The sequence below is a fragment of the Cryobacterium sp. TMS1-20-1 genome, from assembly GCF_004402355.1.
Classification (GTDB): domain Bacteria; phylum Actinomycetota; class Actinomycetes; order Actinomycetales; family Microbacteriaceae; genus Cryobacterium; species Cryobacterium levicorallinum.
On sequence record NZ_SOGF01000044.1, the window covers coordinates 69309 to 81172 of the forward strand.

Consider the following 11864-nt stretch of genomic DNA (forward strand, 5'->3'; position numbering starts at 1 on the left):
CGACACGGAGAAACTATCGGGTAGTGGGCGCCGCGAGTCCTGCAGGAACTACCGGAGCACTCGTGATCGCGACAGCGCCCGTTGCCGCCGCGGCGTCGTCGGGCAGCTGCGACAGCAGGGCGCTGCCGGTCAGCAGGGCGTTCGGAACGAGGCTGGCCGCTCCGGCCTGCGAACCCGACGCCGAGGCCGGAGCGCCCAAAACAGCGCCGTCGGACAGGCGCAGGTAGACGGGGTTGGAGTTGGTGACCATGCCGAGTCCCTCGGCGTTGGCGGCGAGGCTTTGCGGCGAGGATACCCGCACGAGGTCTTCGCTGACGCCCGCGGCCGTGCGGCCGAGTTCGGACTGGCTCGACTGAAGGCTGGAGATCTCGTAGGCTCCCTGGGAGATGCCCACGCTCAGGAGCAGCTGGGCGACGATGATCGCAGCCATGCCGGCCACCGCGGTGAGGGCATAGAAGATGCGCGGGCGCGCCCGGCGTCTCGGGTTCGACGAGACGATGCGAAAGGGACGACGCTCCGGCGTCTCGAACTTTTCACGTTCGACCGCAAACGATACGCGTGCCAGGTTGTCGCTCATGCGGCGGCCCTTCTCAGTCGTTCAGCAGCGCGCAGCCGAACCGGCGTCGCGCGGGGGTTGATGGCCTTCTCCTCGTCGGATGCCAGTTCGGCTCCGCGCAGCAGCAGGGTGAAGAGCGGTTTGTGTTCGGGGAGTTCCACCGGCAGGCCGGCGGGGGCGGTTGAACCGGATGCCGCGGCGAGGGCCCGTTTGACGATGCGGTCTTCGAGCGACTGGTACGCCATGACGACGATGCGCCCACCGACCTGCACGCGTTCGAGCGCTTCGGGAATGGCCCGCTCGAGCACGGCGAGCTCCTGGTTGACCTCGATGCGGAGCGCCTGGAAGACTCGCTTGGCCGGGTGGCCCTGCCGCTGAACCACGACCGGGGTCGCCTTCGTGATCACGTCGACGAGCTGTGCCGACCGCACGAAGGGAGTCGTTTCGCGAGCTTCGACGATGGCCTTGGCGTAGCGGGCGGACAGTTTCTCTTCGCCGTAGTCCTGAAAGATGCGCTTGAGGTCGCGTTCGCTGTAATCGGCGAGGATGCTCGCGGCTGTCAGGCCGGCGGTGCCGTCCATGCGCATATCGAGCGGGGCATCCTTCGAGTAGGAAAAGCCGCGTTCGACCCGGTCGATCTGCAGGCTGGAGACGCCGAGGTCGAACAAGACGCCGGCGACCTCGGTGATGCCGAGGCCGTCGAGGGCTTCGCCGATGCCGTCATAGACGGTGTGCACGAGGTGGACCCGGTCGCCGAATCCCTTGAGGCGTTCCTCGGCGATGGCGAGGGCCTCGGTGTCGCGGTCGAGGCCGACGAGCGTGAGCCCCGGAAAGCGGGACAGGATCGCTTCGGCGTGACCGCCCATTCCCAGCGTCGCGTCGACGAGCACGGCTCCGGGTTGTTCGAGCGCGGGGGTAAGCAGCTCGACGCAGCGTTCGAGCAGTACCGGGGTGTGGATCTTGTTGCTGGGAATGTCGTTGCTGGCCATAATGCCGGGAAAGTCCGTGATGCCTGATTCCCCTCCATTTCGTCCTGGCACCGGGGAAGTGTGTCAGGGCAAAAACGGCGAGGAGTCAGGCGCCAGGGGCTAGAAGAGTCCCGGAATCACCTCCTCCGTCGTGTTGGCGTACGAGGTTTCCTGCTCGGCGAGGTACGTGGCCCACGCTTCGCTGTCCCAAATCTCGACTCGGCTGCCAGCGCCGATGACGGTCAGTTCCCGGTCAAGCCCCGCATAGCTGCGGAGATTGCCGGGGATGGTGACGCGGTTTTGTTTGTCCGGCGTTTCGGAACTCGCTCCGGACAGGAACACCCGGAGGTAGTCGCGAGCTTGCTTGCTCGTGACCGGGGCCTGACGGATCTTGTCATGGAGCGTTTCGAATTCGCGGGTGCTGAACACGTAGATGCAGTGTTCCTGCCCGCGCGTCATCACCACGCCGGTGGAGAGTTCCTCCCGAAATTTCGCGGGAAGAATGATTCGACCTTTTTCGTCGAGCCGGGGGGCGTACGTGCCAAGGAACACGCGTACCCCTTTCTTCCGGCCAGATTCAGGTCTGTCTCCACTTTACTCCACCTTCAACCACTTGTCGAAGAATTCTGACCTGTTTCTGAACCTAATCAGCAAACTGCCCCGAATTCATTGGCCACTTGCTGTGGAGGAAAAGGGAGCACACTCATTGAAAATGGATGCCTATTGCTGGTTTTTGGGCACAAAAAAAGGGCCGATCGGATGATCGGCCCTTGGGGGCTGCAAATTCTTAAGTTCTGGAAACCCGGTGGAGGACTCAGCTCAGGTGACTAGAGGCCGTTCGCGCTACTGACCATTCGCGCTACTGACCGTTCGCGCTACTGACCGTTCGCGCTACTGACCATTCGCGCTACTGACCGTTCGCGCTACTGACCATCTTGACGGCGGTCCCAGCGGTCGTTCAGGCGATCCATCAGCCCCTGGTTGGACTTGGCCTGCGCCGGTCGACGACCGGGTGCGGACGGTCCGGGAACGCCACGGATGGCTTTGCCGGGCGAGACGGCGACGAGAACGCCACCGAACATCACGATGAAGCCGAGAATGCCGAGCCAGAGCTGGGCAATGGCTACTCCCAGAATGAGCGCGACAATGCCCGCGACGGCGAGGAGTACACCGATGGCGATGGAACGATAGTTCGGGCGAAGTCGCGACGCACCAACGCTGGCGACGAAGTCGGCATCGTTGTGATAGAGGCTGCGCTCCATCTCTTCAAGGAGTCGCTGCTCCTGTTCCGAAAGCGGCATCTCATTCCCTTCCAGTTACGGGATCGAGCGGGTGGGTTGAAAAATTTGAACTGCAAAATTCGAACCGGGTAAGGTCGAACTACTCAATTCTAACCCCGCCATGGTGGCTAGGCTATACGAGTGCCTGAAAGCAAACGCCTGGTCGACTTGGTTCAATCTCGCATCGACGAGTTCCTCATGTCCCGCGAACCAATTGTGACCCTGATCAGCTCCGATCTGACGCCTCTAACAGACTTCTCACGGCAGTTTCTCAGCGGTGGAAAGCGGTTTCGAGCCCAGTTTTGTTACTGGGGCGCGCAGAGCGTCCGTGTGGCCGATACAGGCCCAAATGCAGGCCAGTCGGGGGCGAAAACACCGGCGGCCGCAGCCGGCGGGCGAGGCGCGGCATCCACTGCCCCGGTACCGCTCGAGGCGGTCGTCTCGGCGGCCAGCGCCCTGGAAATTTTTCATGCCGCCGCGCTCGTGCACGACGACATTATTGACAACTCGGACACCCGACGCGGGGCGCCGAGCGCCCACAAACTGTTCGAAAGTTTGCACGAGAATGAGGGCTGGTCCGGCGGTCCGGTCACGTTCGGACGGGCATCGGCGATTCTGCTCGGCGACCTGCTCCTCGGATGGAGTGACGAGCTGCTCGACGAAGGACTCGATGCGGTCGCCGACCGACCGTCGGCCCGGCGCGCTCGGCTTGAGTTCAATCACATGCGCACCGAGGTCACGGCCGGGCAATACCTCGACATTCTCGAGGAACGCGCCTGGCTGGCTCAGCCCGAATCGCAGCTGCTCGACCGTGCCCTGCGGGTCATCGTCTACAAGTCAGCCAAGTACAGCGTGCAGGCTCCGCTCGTGATCGGGGCCGCGCTGGCCGGAGCGTCAGCCGACCAGCTCAGCTCGCTGCGGGCCTTCGGCCTGCCGCTCGGAATGGCTTATCAGTTGCGCGACGACCTGCTCGGGGTGTTCGGTGATGCCGCGGTGACCGGAAAACCGAGCGGGGACGACCTGACCGAGGGCAAGCGCACCGTGCTGATCGCGCTGGCTCGGGAGCGGCTAAACGACCGGGATCGACAGGCACTGGATGCCCGGCTCGGCGACCCGACGCTCGATCAGGCGCAGATTCGCGCCCTTCAGGAGCTCATCACGGCTAGCGGCGCGGTCGAGCGGGTCGAAACTTTGATCGCCGCCCAGGTCGCAGAAGCGCTGAACGTGCTGGAAATCGCTCCGATCACCGCAACGGCCCGGCAGACCCTGCTCGATCTGACCGATCGCGTGACGCGTCGGGCATACTGACCGGCGCAGCCGTCGTGATCGGCGCATCCGTTTTATCGTGAGGTCATTTTGCGCCGCACGCCGGTCGCCGCCGGGCCGGACCGAAGGCGCTTAGGCGAGCGCCTGGGCGACGCGGCGCACCTCGGCCTTGCGTCCGGCGCGGAGGGCTTCGATCGGAGCAACGCCGAGGCTGTCGTCGACCTCGAGCAGCCAGGTCATGGCCTGCATGTCGGTGAAGCCGTCATCGGCCAGCACGAACAGCGTGCCGCGCAGTTCCGGAACGGGAGCTCCGTCACGCAGAAACAGGGAGGGAACCGACACGACGTTGTCCCGGCGGATAGCCAGCAGGTATTTGTCGTCGATCAGGTGCCGAACGCGGCTCTGGCTCATTCCGAGGAGGTTGACAAGGGCAGGAATAGTAAGCCACTCGGGCTCTGAAGGCAGATCACTCACGTTGGTAGCTTCCCATGATTTTGGGGCCGGTACAAAACCTTGTGGAGCTTTTTATCGTGATCAGTGCCAATTCGCGGATCCGTGTCAATTGACTCCCTCTCATATTTATGAAAACCTCAGGGTGGGGATTGCTGCACCGCAGCCATTGCTGCGAACTTGATGTCCACATCGAGCGTGATGCACACAATGAAATGGAGCACCATGTCGACCAGGGTGAAAACACAAACTAAAACGGATGCCGCGGCGCCGGCCGCACCGCGCGCCACCGTTCCGCAGACTGGCGCTGCACACGCCGGTATTGAGCTGAGCGTTGCTGAGGTGAGCGCTGTTGATCGTGCCGGCACTCCTGTCGCCAGCGGTACGAAGCGTCGGGTGAAGAAGGCCGCAGACCTGCGGTCCCGCCAGGCCCTGCTCACTGTGCCCATTGTGCTGGTCAGCACCCTGGCCATCAGCCTCAACCTCGCAGCCCCCGCCCAAGCCCAGGCGCTCGCCAAGAAGCCACTGAAAGCAAAGCTCGCCCAGTCCACACCGGTTCTCGCCGCCGTTCCCACGTCGGTCGCTGCCACCGTACAGATCGCACCGGCGCAGTACTCCGTCGTGGACGGCGACACCGTGAGTGGTATCGCTGGCCGGTTCGGTCTGTCGACGGCGGCCGTGCTGGCACTGAACGGTCTCGATTCCCGGGCCCTGATCTTTCCAGGCCAGGTCTTGACCCTGACTCAGGCGGCGGCGCCGGCCGCATCCGCTGCACCGGTCTCGACGAATTATGTCGTGCAAAGCGGCGACACGATCAGCGGCATTGCAGCCACACACGGGCTGAAGACCGCCGACCTGCTTGGAGCGAACGGCCTCGACGGCAGCAGCGTGATCTACCCCGGCCAGGTCGTGCTGCTGGCCGCTGCTGCCGCGATGGAGGCCGCCGTGTATGTCGCGCCGACGGTTGCGGTTGCCGCCGCCACCCACACGATTGCCTCGGGCGAGACCATCACCGCGGTCGCTGATGCGGCCGGGGTGAGCGTGCAGGCCGTGCTCGACGCCAACGGACTCGGCTGGTCGAGCATCATCTACCCCGGGCAGGTTCTGACCCTGCCCGTGACCGTGGCCCCGGCGGCCTCCATCACTCGCGCCACCGCTGGCATCGTCACGCCGATGACCGCCGAAATGCGCCAGAACGCCCAAACCATCGTGGCGACGGGGCGCGGCGCGGGCGTGAACAATGCCGGTCTGGTGATCGCGCTGGCCGCCGCCGCCCAGGAGTCAGGGCTGCGCAATGTCGACTACGGCGACCGGGATTCCCTCGGGCTGTTCCAACAGCGCCCGAGCGCCGGCTGGGGCACCCCGGAACAGGTCATGGACCCGGTACGGGCCAGCCTGGCCTTCTTCGGCGGCGCGTCCAACCCCAACCCCGACATCACGCGCGGTCTGCTCGACATCCCCGGCTGGGAGTCGATGACCGTCACCCAGGCCGCCCAGGCAGTGCAGATTTCGGCCTACCCCGACTACTACGCGAAGTGGGAAACATCGGCGCAGGCCTGGCTCGTCGAAATCGGCTGACCGAATTCAGCGCCCCGACCGGGTGTCTCCCCGGCGAACCCTGCGCGCCGCGCGCCGGGGTCGCCACCCTATTACCTAGAATCAAGGAGTGAGCGTTCCCTCGACCGACCCGATGATTGGCCGTCTTATCGACGGCCGGTATCAGGTGCGCTCGCGGATCGCGCGCGGCGGCATGGCCACGGTCTACCTGGCCACCGATTTGCGGCTGGAACGTCGCGTCGCGATCAAGATCATGCACGGCCATCTGGCCGACGACAGCGCCTTCAAGATCCGCTTCATTCAGGAAGCCCGCTCGGCCGCCCGGCTCGCACACCCGAACGTCGTGAACGTCTTCGACCAGGGCCAGGACGCCGATATGGCCTACCTGGTCATGGAATACCTGCCCGGCATCACCCTGCGCGACCTGCTCAAGGATTACGGCCGGCTCACCCCCGAACAGACCCTCGACATTCTCGAAGCCGTGCTCAGCGGGCTCGCCGCCGCCCACAAGGCCGGCATCGTGCACCGCGACGTCAAACCCGAGAATGTCTTGCTGGCCGACGACGGTCGCATTAAGATCAGCGACTTCGGCCTGGCTCGCGCCGTCAACAACAACACGGCCACCGGTCAGGCCCTGCTCGGCACCATCGCCTATCTCTCCCCCGAACTCGTCACCCGCGGCGTCGCCGATGCCCGCAGCGACATCTACGCCCTCGGCATCATGACGTTCGAGATGCTGACCGGTGAGCAGCCGTACGTGGGTGAAGCCCCGATGCAGATCGCCTATCAGCACGCCAATGACACCGTGCCGATGCCGAGCAGCAAGGTCGACTCAATTCCCCGCGAACTCGATGAACTCGTGCTCTGGGCCACCGCCCGCGATCCAGAGGATCGTCCCCGCGACGCCCGGGTCATGCTCGACCAACTGCACGATGTCAGCGCACTCGTGCGTGGCGGCACCCAGGAGCTGGCCCTGCAATCGACCATGGTGCTGCCCGCGAGCGTGCGCTCCGGCGCCAACGCTCTGGCGGATGCCGAAACCCAGGTTTTCGGTCCCAAGCTCGCTCCCACCAAACCGCCCGCCGCAACCCTGCTCGGCATTCACCCGGTCGGCACCGGCCCGGTGGGATCGCCCGACAGCGGCGAACTGCTGGGTAAGAAGGCCGACAAGCGCAAACGCCGCGGATTCTGGCTGTTCGCCCTCGTCGTTCTCGTCGCTGCGGCTCTCGGCGGCACCGGCTGGTACTTTGGCTCTGGCCCGGGTTCCGACGTAATGCTGCCCGATTTCGCGTCGGCCTCCCCCGAAACAGCCTCGGCTGAATTGACTGAACTCGGCCTCCAGCCCGAGCTCGGTGGTGCCTTCAGCGCCACGGTCGCCGAGGGGATCGTCATCGGCACCGATCCGGATGCCGGCAGCCGGGTGCCCCAGGACAGTCCGGTCACGGTCATCGTCTCCCAGGGCCTGCAACCGATCACGCTGCCCACGCTGGCCGGCGTTACGCAGGAGGCGGCATCCGCTCTGATCACCGATTTGAACGCCGTGGTCGGCAGCATCGACCCGGTCTTCAACGGTGACGTGCCCGAGGGCACCGTCGTGGCCGCGAGCAAGGAAACCGACGGTGCCGATGTCTCGGCCGGTGGCGAGTATTTCGAAGGCCTGACCGTGAACCTCGTCGTGTCGCTCGGGGCGATTCCAAACGTCGATGGCAAGACCGTGGCCGAGGCCACCGATATTCTGGTCGGAAAGAACTTGCTCGTCGTCTCGGGCGAGCAGACCTACAGCGACACCGTGCCCGAGGGCGACGTCATCACCGCGCAGGTTCCCGAGGGCACGATTCGCGAGGGCGCCACGCTCACCCTCGTAATCTCACGCGGCCCCGAGCCGGTACAAGTGCCCACGAATATCATCGGAAAATCGTGGACTGAAGCCAAACCCATACTGGAGGCCACTGGCCTCAAACTCGAATACAACGGGTTCGCCGATACCCCCGGCGCTTCAAATTTCTTTAAAGTCGCGACATTAGATCCCGGGGAAGGCGAGCTTGTACTACCCGGTAAGCCCCTCAGGATCGGCTTCACCGCCTAGCTCTGCAGCTCGCCGCGCCGACCCTGTTTTCGAGGAGCTGCGGCGGTGGGTTTTCCGCGGGGTTGCGAGTTTTCGGGTCTTCCCGGGGTCTCCGCACGCTTTTCGCGGAGGCCCCGGGAAGGCCCGAATGTTTGAGCGAGGAGCGGATGACCCGTCGCCGGCGCGGGCCGCCTGCGGAACGTGCGGTGCGGGACCACGCAACCGCCCGGAATCCGCTCACTGGGCCCACCTTGTGAAAGCGGGCCCACGATTGATCATGGGCCCGCTTTCCGGGCCCGGGCCCGGTCGATAAGAAGAGGCTAGCGAGCAGCTAGCTCCTCGGCCACCAGGAAGGCAAGCTCGAGCGACTGCATGTGGTTCAGGCGCGGGTCGCAGAGCGACTCGTAGCGGGTCGCCAGGGCGGCCTCGTCGATGTGCTCGGAGCCGCCGAGGCACTCGGTGACATCGTCGCCGGTGAGTTCGACGTGGATTCCACCGGGGTGGGTTCCGACGGCGCGGTGCGCCTCGAAGAAGCCCTTGACCTCGTCGACGACATCGTCGAACCGACGCGTCTTGTAGCCGGTCGGAGTGGTGACACCGTTGCCGTGCATCGGGTCGGTCACCCAGAGCGGCGTCGCCTCGCTCGCCTTGATCGCCTCGAGCAGCGGCGGCAGGGCATCGCGCACCTTGCCGGCCCCCATGCGGGTGATGAAGGTGAGGCGGCCAGGCTCCCGGTTCGGGTCAAGCTTGTCGACCAGGCGCAGCATGTCGTCGGCCGACGTGGTCGGGCCGAGCTTGACCCCGATCGGGTTGCGCACCCGGGAGAGGAAGTCGACGTGGGCGCCGTCGAGATCGCGGGTGCGTTCCCCGATCCAGATGAAGTGCGCCGAAGTGTTGTACGGCGTGCCGGTGCGGGAGTCGATGCGCGTCATCGGGCGCTCGTAGTCCATCAACAGGCCTTCGTGGCTGGTGTAGAACTCGGTGCGCCGCATGGCTTCGAAGTCGGCGCCACAGGCGATCATGAACTTGATGGCGCGGTCGATATCCTTGGCCAGGCCCTCGTAGCGCTGGTTGGCCGGGTTCTTGGCGAAGCCCTGGTTCCAGCTGTGCACCTGCCGCAGATCGGCGAAGCCACCCTGGGTGAACGCGCGAATGAGATTGAGAGTGGATGCTGCCGTGTGGTACGCCTTGACGAGCCGGTCGGGGTCGGCTTCGCGCGATTCGGGGGTGAACGGGTAGCCGTTGACGATGTCACCGCGGTAGGCGGGCAGGGTAACGTCACCGCGGGTTTCGAAGTCGCTCGAGCGCGGCTTGGCGAACTGGCCAGCCATCCGCCCCATCTTGATCACGGGCATCGATGCGCCGTAGGTGAGTACGACCGCCATCTGCAGCACGGTCTTCACCCGATTGCGGATCTGGTCGGCGGTGGCGCCGCTGAACGTTTCGGCACAGTCGCCGCCCTGCAGCAGAAATCCCTGCCCGCCGGCGGCCTGCGCGAGCCGGTCACGCAGAATGTCGACCTCACCGGCGAAGACCAGCGGCGGTTGCGTCGCCAATTCGGCGGATGCCGCGGCCACCTTGTCGGCGTCCGGCCAGGTCGGCTGCTGCTTGATCGGTAGGGTGCGCCAGTGGTCGAGACCCGTGATGACAGAGGCTTCTGCGGCAACAATGGGCTCGGTGGGGTCTACCACGGGATAGTTCCTGTTTTCTCTGCTGGACCGGTAACGCGCGCCGGCTACGAAATGGATGAGGTGCTGCAACGCGCACGGCGCAGACAGCACTTCTAGCAGCCTATCGCGAAAGACTGGCCCGCTTCTCTTTGACGGAGGATGCATAGACGTCCACGTACTCCTGCGTGCTCAGCTGCCGCAGCTCGTACATGAGCTCATCGGTGACGCTGCGCAGCACGAACCGGTCACCCTCCATGCCCTCGAACCGGGCAAAATCGAGCGGTTTGCCGATCACGATTCCGATTCGGCGCACCCGGGGAATACGAGTTCCGGTGGGCATGGCCTTCTCGGTGTCGATCATGGCGACCGGAATGACCGTGACGCCCGACTCGAGCACCATGCGTGCCACACCGGTGCGTCCCCGATACAGGCGGGCGTCCGGGCTGCGGGTGCCCTCTGGGTAGATGCCGAGAATTCGGCCATCCCGCAGGACACGCAAGCCGGTATTGAGCGAATCTTCGGAGGCCTTGCCGCCGGAGCGGTCGATCGGCAGCTGCCCGGCCGCGGTCAAAAACTGCCGCGTTGCCCAGCCCTTGAGCCCCTTGCCGGTGAAATAGTCGCTTTTGGCCAGGAAAGCCACGCGGCGGGGCACGACGAGCGGCAGAAAAACCGAGTCGATGAACGACAGGTGGTTGCTGGCCAGAATGACCGGGCCGGTCTTCGGAATGTGGTCCAGACCGATGATCCAGGGGCGAAACAGCGAGAGCAGCAGCGGGCCGATGACGATGTTCTTCATGATCCAATAGAACATTCGCACTCCTTCATCCTGCTGTGAAAGCTTAGTCCGCCTGCGCTATCCAAGCGGATACCGCGCGCGGCCAGACCAGACCGGTCACCGCCGCGGCCTCCCGCACCCGCGCGCCAGGCCTGCTGAGCGCCCGCTCAACACCCACTCACCGCACGGCGTGCAGTCGGGCGAGGTCTGCCGCACCGACGACGCCGGCGTCGTTGACGAGCTGGGCGATGGCGAACTCGGCCTCCGGGTGATACCCGCGGGCCGGAAGGTGTTCGAGGTAGGCCGCCCGGATCGGCTCGAGGAGGAGCTCGCCGGCGGCGGCGACTCCCCCGCCGAACACGAAGACCTGCGGGTCGAGCACCGCGCCCAGACTCGCACAGCCTTGCCCGAGCGCGCCGCCGAGCTGGCGCAGAGCCGCGAGGGCTCCGCCGTCGCCGTCCTGAATTAGCCGTCCGACCTCTTTGCCGGTGAGTTTGCCGCGCCGCTCGCGGGCAGCAGCCAAGCCGAGGCCGATGCCACCGGCATCCGCAAAATCATTGGCGATGCGCAGCAGTGCCCGGCCGGAGCCGTACTGCTCGAGGCAACCGTGGGCGCCACAGCCGCAGGCCAGACCGTCGGGAACGACGCGCAGGTGGCCGAGTTCAGCGCCGGCGCCGAATCCACCGCGAAACAGTGCGTTGTTGGTCACGATCGCACCACCCACCCCTGTGCCGATCGTGAGGGTGACCATGTCGGTGTAGGCGCGTCCGGCGCCGAAGCGAAATTCGGCCCAGCCGGCGGCATTGGCGTCGTTCTCGATGATGATGGGCAGGTCCAGGCGCGCCTCGAGCTTGTCGCGAAACGGTTCGTTACGCCAACTGATGTTCGGCGCGTAATACACGGTCGACTGGGCAGAATCGATGAACCCGGCCGCTGCAACGCCGGCAGCGACGATGTTCTCGCCCTCGGACAGGCTCTGAATCATGGCCACGACGGCGTCTTCAATTTCGCGCGGGTTGCCGGGGGTGGTCGGCGTGCGCTCAGAGCGGATGATCGTGCCCGCTTCGTCGACGAGCGCTCCGGCGATCTTGGTGCCCCCGATATCGATACCTATGGCGTGCACGAGGCACCTTTCGTTTGGGGCATTTGGGAAGCGGTGCCTGTCAGCCGGGCGGCTGTGCAGGACACCCTCTAGAGTGTAGTAAACCAGTTTGCCGCTGGACGAAACACCCGCTCACCCTAAGAATTCTTAGGCGCTGGGCAGTTGGCACGTTCAG

11 protein-coding genes are annotated in these 11864 nt (G+C 65.2%); 3 read left to right on the forward strand and 8 right to left on the reverse strand.

Translation table 11 applies throughout. The features are described from left to right. Positions 1-13: 13 nt before the first annotated feature. From E3O45_RS09155 to E3O45_RS09170, 4 genes are all read right to left on the reverse strand, one after another. A complete protein-coding gene (locus tag E3O45_RS09155) occupies positions 14-577 on the reverse strand; it encodes a hypothetical protein (protein ID WP_134443119.1) in 564 nt (187 codons plus the stop codon). Next, on the reverse strand, positions 574-1545 hold the full coding sequence (rsmH, locus tag E3O45_RS09160; protein WP_134443194.1) for a 16S rRNA (cytosine(1402)-N(4))-methyltransferase RsmH: 972 nt from the start codon (positions 1543-1545) through the stop codon (positions 574-576). The genes E3O45_RS09155 and rsmH overlap by 4 nt, the downstream gene beginning before the upstream one ends. A 99-nt stretch (positions 1546-1644) precedes the next feature. Then, positions 1645-2076 (reverse strand): division/cell wall cluster transcriptional repressor MraZ, encoded by a 432-nt coding sequence (mraZ, locus tag E3O45_RS09165; protein WP_092339873.1) that lies wholly within the window; start codon positions 2074-2076, stop codon positions 1645-1647. A 371-nt stretch (positions 2077-2447) separates the two neighbouring features. Further along, the gene (locus tag E3O45_RS09170; protein WP_092450553.1) at positions 2448-2825 is read right to left on the reverse strand and encodes a DUF3040 domain-containing protein; all 378 of its coding nucleotides are present in this window, start codon (positions 2823-2825) and stop codon (positions 2448-2450) included. Between the two features lie 120 nt (positions 2826-2945). On the opposite strand from E3O45_RS09170, the gene E3O45_RS09175 reads away from it, so the two are divergent. Next, entirely contained in the window at positions 2946-4112 is a 1167-nt protein-coding gene (locus E3O45_RS09175) for a polyprenyl synthetase family protein (protein WP_134443120.1), read from the forward strand. Between the two features lie 90 nt (positions 4113-4202). On the opposite strand, the gene E3O45_RS09180 is transcribed toward E3O45_RS09175, so the two are convergent. Then, complete coding sequence (locus tag E3O45_RS09180) at positions 4203-4544, reverse strand: Rv2175c family DNA-binding protein (RefSeq protein WP_134443121.1); 342 nt, start codon at positions 4542-4544, stop codon at positions 4203-4205. A gap of 213 nt (positions 4545-4757) precedes the next feature. Between E3O45_RS09180 and E3O45_RS09185 the strand changes: the two genes are divergently transcribed. Together E3O45_RS09185 and pknB are read left to right on the forward strand one after the other, a co-directional pair. Continuing rightward, a complete protein-coding gene (locus E3O45_RS09185; RefSeq protein WP_241985300.1) occupies positions 4758-6098 on the forward strand; it encodes a LysM peptidoglycan-binding domain-containing protein in 1341 nt (446 codons plus the stop codon). Positions 6099-6210: 112 nt separating this feature from the next. Further along, positions 6211-8163: a Stk1 family PASTA domain-containing Ser/Thr kinase gene (gene pknB / locus E3O45_RS09190; RefSeq protein ID WP_370450354.1), complete on the forward strand. Its 1953-nt coding sequence runs from the start codon at positions 6211-6213 to the stop codon at positions 8161-8163. Between the two features lie 299 nt (positions 8164-8462). Here pknB and E3O45_RS09195 read toward each other — a convergent pair whose 3' ends face one another. From E3O45_RS09195 to E3O45_RS09205, 3 genes are all read right to left on the reverse strand, one after another. Further along, a complete protein-coding gene (locus tag E3O45_RS09195) occupies positions 8463-9833 on the reverse strand; it encodes a class II 3-deoxy-7-phosphoheptulonate synthase (RefSeq protein WP_092450563.1) in 1371 nt (456 codons plus the stop codon). Between the two features lie 100 nt (positions 9834-9933). Next, a complete protein-coding gene (locus E3O45_RS09200; protein ID WP_134443124.1) occupies positions 9934-10623 on the reverse strand; it encodes a 1-acyl-sn-glycerol-3-phosphate acyltransferase in 690 nt (229 codons plus the stop codon). Positions 10624-10765: 142 nt separating this feature from the next. Further along, on the reverse strand, positions 10766-11710 hold the full coding sequence (locus E3O45_RS09205; RefSeq protein ID WP_092450567.1) for an ROK family glucokinase: 945 nt from the start codon (positions 11708-11710) through the stop codon (positions 10766-10768). Between the last annotated feature and the right edge of the window lie 154 nt (positions 11711-11864).

What these genes read in the sequence shown, in the direction of transcription:
- E3O45_RS09155 (WP_134443119.1), bottom strand. Translation starts at nt 577, where the DNA reads ATGAGCGACAACCTGGCACGCGTATCGTTTGCGGTCGAACGTGAAAAG.
- rsmH (WP_134443194.1), bottom strand. Translation starts at nt 1,545, where the DNA reads ATGGCCAGCAACGACATTCCCAGCAACAAGATCCACACCCCGGTACTG.
- E3O45_RS09170 (WP_092450553.1), bottom strand. Translation starts at nt 2,825, where the DNA reads ATGCCGCTTTCGGAACAGGAGCAGCGACTCCTTGAAGAGATGGAGCGC.
- pknB (WP_370450354.1), top strand. Translation starts at nt 6,211, where the DNA reads ATGATTGGCCGTCTTATCGACGGCCGGTATCAGGTGCGCTCGCGGATC.
- E3O45_RS09200 (WP_134443124.1), bottom strand. Translation starts at nt 10,623, where the DNA reads ATGTTCTATTGGATCATGAAGAACATCGTCATCGGCCCGCTGCTGCTC.